The organism is Lentzea sp. NPDC036949, from assembly GCF_055608075.1.
In genome coordinates, this window is the sequence record NZ_JBVJRA010000005.1 from 332660 (window position 1) to 347092 (window position 14433).

General features: G+C 69.3%; 15 protein-coding genes. 10 read left to right on the forward strand and 5 right to left on the reverse strand.

Going from position 1 to position 14433, the window contains the following annotated elements; translation table 11 throughout:
* Positions 1 to 65: 65 nt before the first annotated feature.
* The gene (locus ACZ7CD_RS17070; protein WP_470379206.1) at positions 66 to 974 is read left to right on the forward strand and encodes an RluA family pseudouridine synthase; all 909 of its coding nucleotides are present in this window, start codon (positions 66 to 68) and stop codon (positions 972 to 974) included.
* Here the strand turns inward: ACZ7CD_RS17070 and ACZ7CD_RS17075 are convergent.
* The gene (locus ACZ7CD_RS17075) at positions 969 to 1862 is read right to left on the reverse strand and encodes a phosphotransferase family protein (RefSeq protein WP_470379207.1); all 894 of its coding nucleotides are present in this window, start codon (positions 1860 to 1862) and stop codon (positions 969 to 971) included. The two genes, ACZ7CD_RS17070 and ACZ7CD_RS17075, sit on opposite strands and share 6 nt — an antisense overlap.
* A gap of 13 nt (positions 1863 to 1875) precedes the next feature.
* Positions 1876 to 5070, reverse strand: a complete 3195-nt coding sequence (locus ACZ7CD_RS17080) for a GH92 family glycosyl hydrolase (RefSeq protein WP_470379208.1) — start codon at positions 5068 to 5070, stop codon at positions 1876 to 1878.
* A gap of 133 nt (positions 5071 to 5203) precedes the next feature.
* Between ACZ7CD_RS17080 and ACZ7CD_RS17085 the strand changes: the two genes are divergently transcribed.
* The 4 genes from ACZ7CD_RS17085 to ACZ7CD_RS17100 all read left to right on the forward strand — a co-directional run bounded on the left by ACZ7CD_RS17085 (position 5204) and on the right by ACZ7CD_RS17100 (position 8092).
* On the forward strand, positions 5204 to 5587 hold the full coding sequence (locus tag ACZ7CD_RS17085) for a VOC family protein (RefSeq protein WP_360398637.1): 384 nt from the start codon (positions 5204 to 5206) through the stop codon (positions 5585 to 5587).
* 109 nt (positions 5588 to 5696) lie between these two features.
* The gene (locus ACZ7CD_RS17090; protein WP_470379209.1) at positions 5697 to 6386 is read left to right on the forward strand and encodes a chitinase; all 690 of its coding nucleotides are present in this window, start codon (positions 5697 to 5699) and stop codon (positions 6384 to 6386) included.
* Positions 6387 to 6561: 175 nt separating this feature from the next.
* Entirely contained in the window at positions 6562 to 7563 is a 1002-nt protein-coding gene (locus ACZ7CD_RS17095) for a glycoside hydrolase family 19 protein (RefSeq protein WP_470379288.1), read from the forward strand.
* 37 nt (positions 7564 to 7600) lie between these two features.
* On the forward strand, positions 7601 to 8092 hold the full coding sequence (locus ACZ7CD_RS17100) for a DinB family protein (RefSeq protein ID WP_470368660.1): 492 nt from the start codon (positions 7601 to 7603) through the stop codon (positions 8090 to 8092).
* A 63-nt stretch (positions 8093 to 8155) separates the two neighbouring features.
* Here the strand turns inward: ACZ7CD_RS17100 and ACZ7CD_RS17105 are convergent, their stop codons facing one another.
* Positions 8156 to 8401 carry a mycoredoxin gene (locus ACZ7CD_RS17105; protein WP_360398645.1) on the reverse strand — a complete coding sequence of 82 codons (246 nt, stop codon included), beginning with the start codon at positions 8399 to 8401 and terminating at the stop codon, positions 8156 to 8158.
* Between the two features lie 282 nt (positions 8402 to 8683).
* Between ACZ7CD_RS17105 and ACZ7CD_RS17110 the strand changes: the two genes are divergently transcribed.
* On the forward strand, positions 8684 to 9310 hold the full coding sequence (locus ACZ7CD_RS17110; RefSeq protein ID WP_360398647.1) for a DUF4360 domain-containing protein: 627 nt from the start codon (positions 8684 to 8686) through the stop codon (positions 9308 to 9310).
* 57 nt (positions 9311 to 9367) lie between these two features.
* Positions 9368 to 10012, forward strand: coding sequence for a DUF4360 domain-containing protein (locus ACZ7CD_RS17115; RefSeq protein WP_360398649.1), 645 nt, complete (start codon positions 9368 to 9370; stop codon positions 10010 to 10012).
* A gap of 54 nt (positions 10013 to 10066) precedes the next feature.
* Here the strand turns inward: ACZ7CD_RS17115 and ilvA are convergent, their stop codons facing one another.
* Entirely contained in the window at positions 10067 to 11302 is a 1236-nt protein-coding gene (gene ilvA / locus ACZ7CD_RS17120; protein ID WP_360398651.1) for a threonine ammonia-lyase IlvA, read from the reverse strand.
* Positions 11303 to 11406: 104 nt separating this feature from the next.
* Between ilvA and ACZ7CD_RS17125 the strand changes: the two genes are divergently transcribed.
* Positions 11407 to 12117, forward strand: coding sequence for a lytic polysaccharide monooxygenase auxiliary activity family 9 protein (locus ACZ7CD_RS17125; RefSeq protein ID WP_470379289.1), 711 nt, complete (start codon positions 11407 to 11409; stop codon positions 12115 to 12117).
* Between the two features lie 83 nt (positions 12118 to 12200).
* Positions 12201 to 13436, forward strand: a complete 1236-nt coding sequence (locus tag ACZ7CD_RS17130; RefSeq protein WP_470379210.1) for a ThuA domain-containing protein — start codon at positions 12201 to 12203, stop codon at positions 13434 to 13436.
* A gap of 12 nt (positions 13437 to 13448) precedes the next feature.
* Here ACZ7CD_RS17130 and ACZ7CD_RS17135 read toward each other — a convergent pair whose 3' ends face one another.
* Complete coding sequence (locus tag ACZ7CD_RS17135; protein WP_360398655.1) at positions 13449 to 13829, reverse strand: hypothetical protein; 381 nt, start codon at positions 13827 to 13829, stop codon at positions 13449 to 13451.
* A gap of 164 nt (positions 13830 to 13993) precedes the next feature.
* On the opposite strand from ACZ7CD_RS17135, the gene ACZ7CD_RS17140 reads away from it, so the two are divergent.
* The gene (locus tag ACZ7CD_RS17140) at positions 13994 to 14431 is read left to right on the forward strand and encodes a helix-turn-helix domain-containing protein (protein ID WP_360398657.1); all 438 of its coding nucleotides are present in this window, start codon (positions 13994 to 13996) and stop codon (positions 14429 to 14431) included.
* Positions 14432 to 14433 lie beyond the last annotated feature (2 nt).

Here is a 14433-nt window from a genome sequence, read left to right on the forward strand (position 1 = left end):
CGGTACAGCTCAAGTTTTCGAGCGATGTCGTTCGGTTTTTCCGAACGTTTAGACTGGCGGGTGCGATGAGACGCAAACCCTCCTCCCCACTCCCCCAGCGCAACGGCCTGGACGCGGCGCGCCTGAAGCTGCCGCCGGACGGCACGTGGCCGTCGTTGCGCGCGCACCTGGTCGAGCGCCTGCCGCGGGTGGCTCCCGAGCGCATCGAGGAGATGCTGCGCGAGGAGCGGATCTGGGGTGTCACGGGCCCGCTGGGCGTCGACGCGCCGTTCGTGCCGGACAGCTACATCTGGTTCCACCGCGACCTGCCGGTCGAGGTGCCGGTGCCGTTCTCCATCGGTGTCGTGCACCGGGACGACGACATCGTGGTCGCCGACAAACCGCACTTCCTCGCCACGATCCCGCGCGGTCAGCACATCATGCAGACGGCGCTGGTGAGGCTGCGCGACGAGCTGGGCCTGCCCGACCTCTCCCCCGCGCACCGCCTGGACCGCGTCACGGCCGGGCTCGTGCTGTTCGTGGCCCGCCGGGAGCTGCGCGGCCGGTACCAGACGATGTTCCGCGACCGGGTGGTGCGCAAGGAGTACGAGGCGGTCGCGCCGGTGCGGCCCGACCTGGAGCTGCCGTGCGTGGTGCGGTCGCGGATCGTCAAGGAGCGCGGCATCATCACCGCGTTCGAGGAGCCCGGCGAGCCGAACGCGGAGACGCACGTGTCGCTGGTGGAGCAGCGCGGTGCGCTGGGGCGCTACCGGTTGCGGCCGCTGACCGGGCGCACGCACCAGCTGCGGCTGCACATGTCCGGTCTCGGCGTGCCGATCCTGAACGACGACTTCTACCCGGTGCTGCGGGAACGCCCGCTCGACGACTTCTCCTCGCCGTTGCAGCTGCTGGCCCGCACGCTGTCCTTCACAGACCCGGTCTCGGGCGACGAGCGCTCGTTCACCTCGCGGCTGTCGTTGTCCGCCTGGTCATGAGACGTGCGTGCGCACGGCTGGAATGCTGTGCTCCGGCCAGATCTCGCACATCCGCTCGTGCAGCCGCCGTGCGAGCGCGCTCGTCTTCGGGTGCGTCTCGGTGAACGCCGCCACCACCCGCGTGCGGAACATCAACCGGTCACGCGCGGTCGTGGTCGTCCACGCCCAGTCCTCCTCCACCACCCTGGCGAGGTGGTCGGTGCCGTCGCGGTGCAGCCGCCGCACGAGAGCGTCCCCCTGCACCAGCCAGCGCACGCACGCGTCCTCCAACGGCGCGGTGAACCCGCGTTCGGCGAAGTAGGCCTGTTCGGCTGCCTCCCGCAACGGTGCCGGTGTCTCGCTGACGAGCGCGCACGTCGGAAAGCCGATGCGGAGGTAGACGAGCTCGCTGAGGCCGTCGCCGAGCGCCGCTCCTTCGAGGTCCACGAACCGTGCGCCCCGGTCGGTGTACAGGTCGTTGCCGGGACAGGGATCGCCGTGCAGCAGGTCGAACCCGCCGGTGTCGGTGAACACCAGCTCGTCCTCGGCGCCACCGGTCTCGACTCCGAGTGCGTGGACCAGCCGCAGGAACGGCTCCGGGTCCGGTACCCGCTGGCGTGGCAGCAGACCGGCGTGCCGCGGACCGGTGGACATGTGCAGGCGGGCCAACGCCCGCGCGTAGTCGACCACCCAGTCCTCCCGCGGCGGGTCGGACTGCAACCGTTCGAGCACCACGGTCTGTGCGGCCTCGTCGACGTCGAGGACGCGCGGCACCACGCCGGTGTGCGCGGCCAGCCGCAGCGCGGTGACCTCGCGGGTGAAGGCGGCCGGATCGCCGATGACGCGTTTGACGATCCGGTCGCCGTCAGCCCACACGCTGGACCGCGGGTTGTCGTTCAGCAGCTCCACGGTCCCATCATCCTCAGGCGAGCGTGAGCGCGTACAGCTCCACCCGCGGGTCGTCCGGCAGCGTCACCGACCGCACGGTCTTGGCCGGGTCCAGCCGCAGCGACTGCCCGAACAACCGCACCGGCGGCCCGTCCACGCCCTGACCCGCCTTGATCCGGTGCGGCATCTCCAGCACTGCGAGCCCACCGCCGGCCCAGTCCGGCACGGTGGCGGCGACCTCGGCGGAGGTGCCGTCGGTGTACCAGACGGTGAAGCCCGCCGACACCGGCCCGTTGTGCGAGGAGCCGACGACGTGCAGCCACGAGAACTGACCGGACGGCAGCAGCAGGCCCTGGCCGCGGGCCTCGACGAAGTTCGCCGCAGTGCCCGTCGGGTCCGGTGCCTGGTAGGTGATGCCGCCCCAGGTCACGGGTCCGGCGGGCGGCAGCAGCGCCTCGTCGTAGCTCCAGCCGCCGCCGTCGAAGTTGCCCGACGAGGACGCGGTGACGGACGCGGTGCCGTCGTGGTTGCGCTCCGGTGCGATGTCCACCGAGCACGCCGAGAACGCGCACAGCGCGGCCTGCTTGACCTCCACGGTGGCCTTGAGCTGCACCGCCTCGACCTTCACCGCCACCTCGTAGGTGCCCACCGGCGTGCCCGCGGGCACGGAGACCGTCAGCGGCACCGTCTTCTGCGTCGGCAGGCCGCGCGAGACGATCGCGAACGGCCGTGCGCCGGTCACCGCCCAGCCCGCGGGCGCGGTCACCTCCGGCCGCACCGTCGTGGCCGACGGTGACTGCGCCAGCACGTCGAGCTGCAGCGTCAGCGACTGCGCCGACTCGGAGGTGGGCATGACGACCTCGGTGCCGCGCAGCGAGGCGTTCAGCGACCGCCGCGAGTCCACCTTGCCGTCGTTGAGCGACGGCGGCTCGTCACCGCGGCTCGTGCCCCACGACGACGGTTTCGCCGACACCTCGTAGGACAGCTTCCCGCCGCGCTGCACCGTGGACCAGTCGACCCACGTCTTGCGCACGTCGCGGCCGTTGAACGACGCCGACTTCACGTACCGCACCGAGTCGGAGACACCGGGCGCGGTCACCGTCAGCGTGCCGCCCTGGGAGCCGTGCTGTCCGATCCGGACGGTCGCGGACGGGAACTGCGGTGACGACAGGGCCAGGAAGCCGGAGCCGCTGAACGTCGGGTACAGGCCCAGCGACGAGAACACGTACCAGGCCGACATCGTGCCCAGGTCGTCGTTGCCGGTCATGCCGTCCGGGCCGGTGGTGAACAACGTCATCGCGGCCCGCACGACGGTCGCCGCCTTCGACGGCGTGCCCGTCCACAGGTACACGTACGGCGCCAGCAGGTCGGGCTCGTTGTTCGGGTTGTAGGTCGGCTTGCCGTAGTAGTCGTACGGCTCGGTGATCCAGTCCTGCCGTGCCGTGCCCGCCGGGTCGACGAGCAGCTTGTCGTAGGCGAAGAACGCGTCGAGCCGCTTCTCGGCCTCCCTGCGCCCGCCCATCAGCGAGATCAGCCCGGCCGGGTCCTGCGGCACCAGCCACTGGTACTGGTAGGCGCCGCCCTCGTGGAACTGGTGCGCGGCGTCGACCGGGTTGTACGGCGACAGCCAGGTGCCGGCGGCGGTGCGCGGCCGGAAGTGGCCGGTCGAGGCGTCCCACAGGTTGCGGTACCACTGGCCGCGGTCGGCGAACAGCCGCGCGTCCGAGCGGTGGCCGAGCCCCTTCGCCATCAACGCCAGCGACGCGTCCGCCGCCGAGTACTCCAGCGTGGCCGAGGCCGGGTGCACGCAGTCGTTGTCGCCGCCCTTGTGCGCGCAGTCCGTGCCGAGCTTCAAACCGGACGGGATGTAGCCGCGCTCGTTGTAGTGCTCGACGCCTGAACGCCCGTTGTAGGGCGAGTCGGCCGGCGGCAACGTCAGCGCGTTCTTGCGCAGCAGCTGGTAGGTCTCCTCCTCGAAGCCCTTCAGCAGCCCCTTCTCCCACGCCTCGACCAGGAACGGCGTGACGGGGTCACCGGTCATGATGTTGGTCTCGGAGGAGGCCAGCGCCCACCGCGGCAACCACCCGCCGTCGCGCCCGCCGGCCACGACGGACAGCGCCACGTCCCTGGCCACCCGTGGTTCGAGGACCTGCAGCAGCTGGTTCTGCGGCCGGTAGGTGTCCCACAGCGAGAAGTTCTGGTACGGCGTGTAGCCCTCGGCGGTGCGCACCTTCCCGTCGAACCCGGTGTACCTCCCGTCGACGTCTCCGGCGACGTTCGGGTGCAGCACGGAGTGGTAGAGCGCCGTGTAGAACGCGACCTGCCGCTCGCGCGTGCCGCCGGTGATCCGCACGGCGTCGAGCTGCTTCCTCCACACCGCCTTCGCCGCGGCCACCGCGGCGTCGAAGTCGAACGCGGGCGCCTCGGCGGCGAGGTTCTTCCGCGCGCCCTCCAGCCCGGTGTAGGACAGGCCGACCTTCAGCACGACGTCGCGGTCGGCCGTGGCGTCGAACGTGACCCACGCGCCGTTGCCACCCGTGCCGGCCGCGTCCCGCGACCCCGGCGTGGGCACGTTCCCCCGCCACGAGCCGAAGGACGCGAACGGCCGGTCGAACGTCGCCGTGAAGTACACGGTGTGCTCGTCCTTGCCCGCGCAGAACCGCCCGTTGCGCACACGGCCCTCGATGGTCCGGTCGCCGACGACGTGGATCTCGGAGTCGAGCACGGTCTGGTTGGACTTGCCGGTGTTGAACAGGACGTTCGCGGCGCCGTTGGACGGGAAGGTGTACCTCTGCCAGCCGGTCCGCTGGGTCGCCGTGACCTCGGCGTTCACGCCGTACCGGGACAGCCCGACGCGGTAGTAGCCGGGCTGCGCTTGCTCGTCCGAATGGCTGAACTCGGACTTGTAGGCGTTGATGTCAACGTTGTCAACGGACCCGACCGTCGGCATCACCGGCAGCTCGCCCATGACGCCGCACCCCACGCCCGAGAGGTGCGTCTGGGAGAAGCCGTAGATCGACGTGGCCTTGTAGTCGTAGCCGCCCTGACCTCCTGTGTCCGGGCTGACCTGCACCATTCCGAAGGGCACCGACGCTCCGGGGAACGTGTTGCCGAAGTTCTGCGTCCCCACGAAGGGGTTCACCAATGACGACGGGTCCTCCTGCGCCGGTGCCGCCTGCGCAGGAACTGTCAGACCCAGCAACAGCCCGGCTACAACCAGTGTCCGCATGGTCAGTCAGTATTGCCCGATCACCGCCACCCCGGCAGCTTCTGTCGTGTTTTGTCAGCCGGTGCGCAGCCGGCGAACCGCTTCCACCGACACGGTCGCTGACAACTCCCCGGCACCGGGGTAAGCAGGAGGCATGCCCGTACAGCTCAACCACACCATCGTCCACGCCACCGACCAGGAGCGCTCCGCCCGCTTCCTCACCGACCTGCTGGGCCTGCCCGCCCCCGTGCGCTTCGGCCCGTTCCTCGTCGTCGAGGTCGCGAACGGCGTCTCGCTCGACTACGTGACCGCGCCCGGCCCGATCGCCGAGCAGCACTACGCGTTCCTCGTGACCGAGGACGAGTTCGACGAGGTCTTCGGCCGCATCCGGGAGCAGGGGCTCGAGCACTGGGCCGACCCGTTCCGCAGCCGCCCCGGCGAGATCAACCGCAACGACGGCGGCCGGGGCGTCTACTGGAGCGATCCGGACGGCCACACCCTGGAGATCATCACCCGGCCCTACGGGTCCGGCTCCTGACGGATCAGGCCCAAAAGGTATAGACCACCTCTTGTGCTCGGAGTGCCTGCCTGCCACCGTGAGAGCGGTAACACAGTGGGCGCGCAGATGCTCGGAGGAGTTGGTCCGCATGTTCTCCACACGCGCCGCCGCCCTGCTCGTCGCGCTGCTGGGCGTCTTCACGCTCGTGCAGCCGGCGACGGCGGCGCCGTTCATCGTCAGCGAGGCGCAGTTCAACCGGATGTTCCCGTCCCGCAACGGTTTCTACACCTACAGCGGCCTGCGGAACGCGATGGGCGCGTTCGGCTCGTTCGCGAACCAGGGCAGTGACACGGTCAAGAAGCAGGAGCTCGCGGCGTTCCTCGCGAACGTGTCGCACGAGACCGGCGGGCTCGTGTACATCCGCGAGATCAACCAGAGCGGTAACTACTGCGACGAGACCAAGCCCTACGGTTGTCCGGCGGGCACCAGGGCGTACTACGGCCGCGGCCCCATCCAGCTGTCGTGGAACTTCAACTACAAGGCCGCGGGCGACTACCTGGGCATCAACCTGCTGAACAACCCCGACCAGGTCGCCACCAACGCCACCACGTCGTGGAAGACCGCGATCTGGTACTGGATGACGCAGAGCGGTCCCGGCACGATGACCCCGCACAACGCCATGGTCAACTCGCGCGGTTTCGGTCAGACCATCCGCAGCATCAACGGGTCGCTGGAGTGCGACGGCCGCAACCCGGGAACCGTCGAGAGCCGCGTCTCGAAGTACCGCTCGTTCACCGGGATCATCGGCGTCACGCCGGGTTCGAACCTGTACTGCTGAGGGCAGAAGAGGTCTAGACCCTTGACTGGTCTGGACCATTGATGTCAGTCTCAGCAGCACTGTTCACATCCTTGATCCCTCGGATGCGCAAAGACTCCAGAGGTGGGTGACCTTGCTGAAAAAACGCATCTTGGCGTCTCTCGCGGCGGGTGTGGTGGCGGCTTCCCTCGCCGTCATCGCGCCGACCGCGTCCTCTCAGGCAGAAGTGTCCGCGCAGGCCTGCACCTTCACGGACTGGGTCCAGGGCAAGTGGTACACCACCGGCTCGATCGTGAGGTTCGAAGGCAACTACTACGTCGCCGAGCACGACAACCCGGGCTACAGCCCGACGGTCTCCACCTGGTACTGGGAGCCGACGGGCTGTGACGGTGGCGGCGGCGGTGGCGGCGGCACCACCTGCAGCAGTGCGACCGACTGGGTGGCCGGCCGGCAGTACTACACCGGCAACATCGTGCGCTACAACGGTTCCTACTACATCGCCGAGCACGACAACCCCGGCTACGACCCGACGGTCTCCACGTGGTTCTGGGAGCCGCACAACTGCGGTGGCGGCGGCAACCCCGGTGGCTTCCCCGTCACCGAGGCCCAGTTCAACCAGATGTTCCCCGGCCGCAACAGCTTCTACACCTACCAGGGTTTCGTCGACGCGGCCCGCACCATCCCCGCGTTCGCCACGACCGGCAGTGACACGGTGAAGAAGCAGGAGGTCGCGGCGTTCCTCGCGAACGCGTCGCACGAGACCGGTGGCCTGGTCTACATCGAAGAGATCAACAAGAACAACGACCTCTGCGACGAGAGCCAGCCCTACGGCTGCCCGGCCGGTACCTACGCCTACTACGGCCGCGGTCCGATCCAGCTGTCGTGGAACTTCAACTACAAGGCCGCGGGCGACTACCTCGGCCTGAACCTGCTGCAGAACCCGTACCAGGTGGCGCAGAACTCCACGACCGCGTGGCGGACGGCGATCTGGTACTGGATGACGCAGCGCGGCCCCGGCACCATGACCCCGCACGACGCGATGGTCAACAGCGCCGGCTTCGGTCAGACGATCCGCAGCATCAACGGGTCACTGGAGTGCGACGGCCGCAACCCGGCGCAGGTGCAGAGCCGCGTCTCGAAGTACCAGTCGATCACCGGCATCATCGGTGTGACGCCGGGCGGCAACCTGTACTGCTAGGACTTGAGCTGTCCTGGTTCGCTGTCAGCTTCACTTCATGACCATGGAGCTGGACGAACTGCTGCACGAGCTGAACGACCAACGCAAGACCTTCCGCGTCACCGTGCGGGGTCTGACCGCTGCGGAGGCCGCGAAGCGCACGACCGCCAGCGAGCTCACGCTGGGTGGGTTGCTCAAGCACCTCACCCGGTGTGAGCGCGGCTGGACGCACATCCTCACCGAGCAGCCCCTGCCCCCGCCCGGGATGCTGGACTTCGACCAGTACACCTGGACGGGCGGCGACTTCGACGCGCTGCTCACGTCTTACGACGAAGCGGTGCGCGCGACCGACGAGGCCGTGCGCACCGCTTCGCTCGACCACCCGGTGCCGTTGCCGTCCGCGCCCTGGGACCCGGACCCGCGGCCGATGTCGATCCGCCGGATCGTGCTGCACCTGATCAGGGAGACCGCGCAGCACGCGGGCCACGCGGACATCCTGCGCGAGTCGCTGGACGGCCAGTCGACCACGGCGTTCCTGTACGAGGACTGAGCACCTGGCCAGAAGCCTCGCCCGCCGTTGCTGCCCAGGCGTCTGCTCAGCCCCGGAAGGGGACTAGCTCGCGAGCTGTTCCTTCACCTGTGCCAGCGACGGGTTCGTGAGCGCCGTGCCGTTCGGGAAGTGGACGGTGGGCACCGTGCGGTTGCCGCCGTTCACGCTCATCACGAAGTCGGCCGCGCCGGGCGTCTCCTCGATGTTGATCTCCGCGTACTCGATGCCCTCGCGGTCGAGCGAGCTCTTCAGGATGCGGCAGTACCCGCACCACGAGGTGGAGTAGACGGTCAGCTGGTCCGGAGCCATCAGGCACTCCTCGTCGAGTCGTCGGACGTCACCGTTGTCAACGTGCGGCGGGACCGCCTGATGCCGGGATGAGCGCCAGATCACTCCGGCGTGGGCCGCCGCGCTGCTCCGGCGAGGCGGCTTTCGCTCGTTCAGAGCAGCCGCGGCGATCGTCAGACAACCGTCAGGTCAATTCCGCCCGCGGTCGGCGAGCATGGTTCGCGCACACCCCGAAATCATCCGGAAACGCGATCGGTTCCCATTCCGCCGCCGGTTCCGCACCCCAGGAAAGAAAGGCTGGCCATGCTGAAAACGCTGGCGGCTGCCGCCCTCGCGCTGTCCGCGGTCGTCGTTGCCGCGCCCGCCGCCCAGGCGGTTCCCGACGTCCCCGACTTCGTCACGATCGACGTGGTCACCGTGAACGGTTCCGGCTGCCCCGCCGGTACCGCCGCCGTCGCCTCCGCCGACGACCGCACGGCGTTCACGGTGACCTACAGCCAGTACCTCGCGCAGGCGGGGCAGGGCTCCGCGCCCACCGACTTCCGCAAGAACTGCCAGCTCAACCTGCGCGTCACCTACCCGCAGGGCTTCACGTTCGGCATCGCCCAGGCCGACTACCGCGGCTTCGCCCACCTGCAGGCGGGAGCCACCGGGACGGAGAAGGGGAACTACTACTTCCAGGGCATGTCCCAGACCGCCAGCCGCACCCACACGTTCACCGGCCCGAAGAGCGACAACTGGCAGGCGACCGACCGTGCGCAGGTGGCGGAAATCATTTACGCGCCCTGCGGTGAGGTCCGGCACCTCAACATCAACACCGAACTGCGCGTGAACGCGGGAACCGCGTCGAAGGCGAACAGCTTCATGACGATGGATTCCACCGACAGCAGCGTCAGCACCAAGTACCAGTTCTCCTGGAAGCGCTGCTGACAGCTGCGTCCACCGCCGCCGCCGGTCTTTGTCGGACTCCAGTCGGAAAGGTGCCCCATGCTCAACGCAGTGGCCGCGGCCGTGCTCGCGACGTCGACCATCATCATCCCGCCGGGAGGCGCACCCGGCACCACGCCTCCGCCGGACCACATCACCATCGACGTCGTGACCATCAACGGGTCGGGCTGCCGGGCCGGCACGGCCGCCGTCGCCGTGTCCCCCGACAACAAGGCCTTCACCGTCACCTACAGCGAGTTCATGGCCCAGGTCGGCCCGCAGGCCCTGCCGACCGACTTCCGCAAGAACTGCCAGCTCAACCTGCGCGTCAACGTGCCGTCCGGCTTCACCTACGGCATCTCCTCGACCGACTACCGCGGGTTCGCGCACCTCGAACGCGGCGCCACCGCCCTGGAGCGGGCCAACTACTACTTCCAGGGCATGTCGCAGACCGAGTACAGGCAGCACAACTACAAGGGCCCGTTCAGCGACGACTGGCAGGCGACCGACACGACCGACGTGGCCGCGATCGTCTACCACCCGTGCGGTGAGAAGCGGAACTTCAACATCAACACGGAGCTGCGGGTCAGCGCGGGCACGTCCGACCCGAAGAAGACCACCAGCTTCATCGCGATGGACTCGACCGACGGGTCGATCGAGACGACGTACCACTTCGCGTGGAAGCTCTGCACCCCCAGGACGTGACACCCGGTCAGGGAGCTCCGGGTCGCGCACCGGCGCGGCCCGGGGTTTCCGTTCTCAGATCAGGAAGCGGTACGCGGTCGACCCCGGCTCCACGTGCTGGATCTTGAGCGGGGACTCCTTCATCCGCCCCCACAGCAGATCGTAGTCCTCACGCCGGCCCAACTCGATGCACACGAGCGCGGCACCGGTCTCCCGGTTGTCCCGCTTCACGTACTCGAACTGCACGATGTCGTCGTCCTTGCCGAGCACGTCGTCGAGGAACCGCCGCAGCGCGCCCGGCTCCTGCGGGAACTCCACCAGGAACCAGTGCTTGAGGCCGCGGTGGATCATCGACCGCTCGACGATCTCGGCGTAGCGCGACACGTCGTTGTTGCCGCCGGAGAGCAGGCAGACGACCGTCGCGTCCGGCGCGACCGAGATCTCCTCCAGCAGCGCCGCCGAGGCGAGCGCGCCCGCGGGCTCGGCGATGATGCCGTCGATCTGGTACAGCTCCAGCATCTCCGTGCAGACCGCGCCCTCGGCGACGGTGAGCAGCTCGGCACCGGAGTCGCGCACCATCGGGAACGTGACGTCGCCCGCGCGCCGCACGGCCGCACCGTCGACGAACGTGTCCACCTCGGGCAGCGTGACCGGGTGGCCCGCCTGCATCGCGGCGATCATGCTGGCCGCGCCCGCGGGTTCCACGCCGATGACGCGGGTGCGCGGGAAGCGCTCCTTGAACCAGGTGCCGACGCCGGAGAGCAGGCCGCCGCCGCCGACCGGGGCGATGACCACGTCCGGGGCGCCACCGAGCTGCTGCACGATCTCCAGGCCCACCGTGCCCTGGCCCGCGACCGTGCGCGCGTCGTCGAACGCCGGCACGAGGGTGGCGCCGGTGTGCTGGGCGTACTCCTTGGCCAACGCCGCCGCGTCGTCGTAGGTGTCGCCGTCGACGATGAGCTGCACCATGCCCTGGCCGAGGGCGGCGATGCGGTCGCGCTTCTGGCGGGGCGTGGTGCGCGGCACGTGCACGCGGCCCTCGATGCCCAGGCGGCGGCACGCGTACGCCATGCCCTGGCCGTGGTTGCCCGCCGACGCGCAAACCGCGCCGCCGAAGGCGAACTCGGTCTGGCAGAGCAGGTTGAAGGCGCCGCGCAGCTTGTACGAGCGGCCGACCTGGAGATCCTCGCGCTTGAACCAGACGCGGGCGCCGGTGCGCTCGGACAGCCGCTGGTTCACCTCCAGCGGGGTCGTGCGAGCGACTCCACCGAGCCGGGCTGCGGCCGCGGACACCTCATCAGCGAAGGACATGACACTACATCTTCCGTGAACGACTCGGGTCTGGCACGCGTACCCCTGGAAGACAGGGAGGTGCCGAATTGTTTCGCCTTGTGGGCGTGTCAGCGCTGCTCATGATGCTCTCCGCGGTTCCCGCGCACGCCCATGGCGCGCCCACCGACCCACCGAGCAGGGCTTTTCTCTGCTCACCGGGCCGGCAGACAGCATCATCCTCGCCGTGCCGGACCGCCATCGCAGCGGGGTTGCCGTCCACGGAGTGGGATGACGTCCGGCTGGCGAACGTCGCCGGGCAGGACACCGCGCGCGTGCCCGACGGCAAGCTGTGCAGCGCCGGGCTGCCGAGGTACGCGGGCCTGGACCAGCCGCGCGCCGACTGGCCGGCCACCCGGCTGACGAGCACGGCGTTCACCTACCGGGCGACGATCCCGCACCAGGGCTCGTTCCGGTTCTACGTCACCCGCGACGGCTACTCCCCGGCCCGGCCGCTGCGGTGGGCGGACCTGGAGCAGTTCCTGACCGTGCCCACTCCTCCGCTGGTGAACGGCGCGTACCGGTTCACGGTGCAGCTGCCGAAGCGAACGGGCCGGCACGTCGTCTACACGGTCTGGCAGAACACCGACACGCCCGACACCTACTACTCGTGCACGGACGTCGAGCTCGCGGCAGCACCCGCGACCGCTTCGGCACGGAAGCCCGTTCCCGTTGCGTCGAGCACCGAACAACCTCCTTCCGCCACAACGAGGATCGGGCTGTCGGCGGTGATCGGAGCGGTCGGCGGGCTCGCGGTCCTCGGCGGCTTCCTGTTGTGGCGCAGAAGAATTCTGTGAACGTCCCGGTACCCAACAGGTCTGGACCACCCTTACGATGATCTTCGGGCGCGCAACCCCTGTGAGATGGAGTGTGTGCCCCCATGGCCCGAAAACTGCTGGCGTTGCTGGCGATGCTCGCCGCGGCACTCGTCCCGGTCGCCGTCCCGGCACCGGCCCAGGCCGCCCCGTTCAAGGTGCTGGCGTTCTACAACGGCACGTTCGACGCGGCGCACGTCGCCTTCGTCAACGAGGCGAACCCGTGGCTGACCCGCGCGGGCCAGGAGAACGGCTTCACCTACGAGGCGACGCGGGACTGGAACCGCCTGGCCACCCTCACGCCCGCCCAGGCGCAGGTCGTGGTGTTCCTCGACGACGCGCCCACCGGTGCCGCGGCCCGTGCCGGGTTCCAGCGGTACGTGGAGGCCGGTGGCGGGTTCTTCGGCTTCCACGTCAGCGCGTTCACCCAGAACGCGAACGAGTGGTCCTGGTACCACAACACGTTCCTGGGCAAGGGCAACTTCGTGAGCAACACCTGGGAGCCCACCACGGCGGTGCTGAAGGTCGAGACCCGCACCCACCCGGCGACCCTGCGCCTGCCGGAGCGCTTCACGTCGTCGGTCAGCGAGTGGTACAGCTGGTCGCGCGACCTGCGCACCAACCCGGACGTCCAGGTGCTGGCGAGCGTCGACCCGTCGAGCTTCCCGCTCGGCACCGACCCGAACCAGCAGTGGCGCAGCGGCTACTACCCGATCATGTGGACCAACAAGAACTTCAAGATGGTCTACGCGAACTTCGGCCACAACGCCATGGACTACGTCAACAACGTCCCGAGGTCCTCGACGTTCGCCTCCGCCACGCAGAACGACTTCCTGGTCGACAGCCTGCTGTGGCTGGGCGGCGGCACCCGGCAGCCGCAGCCGGAGTGGAAGACCCTCGTCAACCGCGGCAACGGCAAGTGCGTCGACGCCCGCGCCGCCGGTACCGGCAACGGCACCGTCGTGCAGCAGTACACCTGCAACTCCACCACCGCCCAGAACTTCCGCGCGGTGGCCACCACCGACGGCTTTTCCCGGCTGGAGCACCGCAACAACCCCGCGAAGGTGGTCGACGTGAGCGACGTGTCCACCGCGGACGGCGCCGGCCTGCACCTGTGGGACTACGTCGGCGGCGCCAACCAGCAGTGGCGGGTGACCACCGGGTCCGACGGCTACTCGACGATCGTCGCGCGGCACTCGGGCAAGTGCCTGTCGGCGCCGGCCGGGAACAACGCCGACGGGGTGCAGCTGGTGCAGGCGACGTGCACCGGCTCGGCCGCGCAGAGCTTCCGGATCGGCTGACCGGCCGGGTCGTCAGTCGGCGGTGCCCGGCTGCGGCCTGGCCGTCACGGTGACGCGTTCGGCCGGTCTCCGTGCCGCGGAGGCCGGGCCGGGCGCGGGGAGGAAGCCGTACATGTCGTTGAGCTGGTGCAACGCCGACACCGCGTCCCTCCACACCGGGCACGGCCAGGCGCGGTGGCGCCCGTACCAGGTGTGGCACGACTTGCACCGGTGCTTCTCGTCGGGCTCGTGCATCCGCAGCAGTCCGCGCCACCACGGCAGCGCCGAGCGCAGCTGTTCGCGCAGCTCGACGACCTCGTGCGGCGAGTCCGCCCGCGCGAGCCGGCCCATGGTGCGGTAGACGACGTCGATCACCGCCCGGTGGAACGGTCCCTGCCGTTCAGCGAGCGCCATGACCTGCTGCCTCCCAGGTCGCGGGTACCCCGGTCGCGGTTGAGACTCCCACGGTGGGAGTCTATGTTGGCCCACGGCGGCTTTCAACTGGTGAAAATCCAGTCACCCGCACAGCTCTTTCCGTGGGTGGAAATGCTCACCGCGCGCAACGGGAGGAGTCGGCAATGGCGGGGGAACGGTCCCTGGCTGACAAGCTCAACCACCTGTTCGCCGCTCACACCGCGCGGTCCGGGCAGGAGTACAGCAACGAGCACGTCGCGGCGGCGATCGCCGACACCGGGGTGACCATCTCGCAGAGCTACATCTGGCAGCTGCGCAAGGGCCGCAAGGACAACCCGACCTTCAAGCACCTCCAGGCGCTGGCGGGGTTCTTCGGCGTGCCGGTGAGCTACTTCTTCGACGACGAGGTCACCGACCGGGTCAACGAGCAGCTGCAGCTGCTCAAGGAGGAGCAGTCCAGGTTGAACGAGCTGACCGCCTCCAGCGACGCGCAGCTGATGGCCATGCGCGCGGATGCGTTGTCACCGGACCGGCGCCGGCTCGTCATGGAGCTGCTGGACGTCGTCTACCGGCAGGAACAGGCCGAGCGCGGCGAGGGCTGACC

Coding starts and splice junctions, on each gene's coding strand:
- ACZ7CD_RS17070 (WP_470379206.1), top strand. CDS start 66: ATGAGACGCAAACCCTCCTCCCCACTCCCCCAGCGCAACGGCCTGGAC.
- ACZ7CD_RS17080 (WP_470379208.1), bottom strand. CDS start 5,070: ATGCGGACACTGGTTGTAGCCGGGCTGTTGCTGGGTCTGACAGTTCCT.
- ACZ7CD_RS17085 (WP_360398637.1), top strand. CDS start 5,204: ATGCCCGTACAGCTCAACCACACCATCGTCCACGCCACCGACCAGGAG.
- ACZ7CD_RS17090 (WP_470379209.1), top strand. CDS start 5,697: ATGTTCTCCACACGCGCCGCCGCCCTGCTCGTCGCGCTGCTGGGCGTC.
- ACZ7CD_RS17100 (WP_470368660.1), top strand. CDS start 7,601: ATGACCATGGAGCTGGACGAACTGCTGCACGAGCTGAACGACCAACGC.
- ACZ7CD_RS17105 (WP_360398645.1), bottom strand. CDS start 8,401: ATGGCTCCGGACCAGCTGACCGTCTACTCCACCTCGTGGTGCGGGTAC.
- ACZ7CD_RS17110 (WP_360398647.1), top strand. CDS start 8,684: ATGCTGAAAACGCTGGCGGCTGCCGCCCTCGCGCTGTCCGCGGTCGTC.
- ACZ7CD_RS17115 (WP_360398649.1), top strand. CDS start 9,368: ATGCTCAACGCAGTGGCCGCGGCCGTGCTCGCGACGTCGACCATCATC.
- ilvA (WP_360398651.1), bottom strand. CDS start 11,302: ATGTCCTTCGCTGATGAGGTGTCCGCGGCCGCAGCCCGGCTCGGTGGA.
- ACZ7CD_RS17125 (WP_470379289.1), top strand. CDS start 11,407: ATGCTCTCCGCGGTTCCCGCGCACGCCCATGGCGCGCCCACCGACCCA.
- ACZ7CD_RS17130 (WP_470379210.1), top strand. CDS start 12,201: ATGGCCCGAAAACTGCTGGCGTTGCTGGCGATGCTCGCCGCGGCACTC.
- ACZ7CD_RS17135 (WP_360398655.1), bottom strand. CDS start 13,829: ATGGCGCTCGCTGAACGGCAGGGACCGTTCCACCGGGCGGTGATCGAC.
- ACZ7CD_RS17140 (WP_360398657.1), top strand. CDS start 13,994: ATGGCGGGGGAACGGTCCCTGGCTGACAAGCTCAACCACCTGTTCGCC.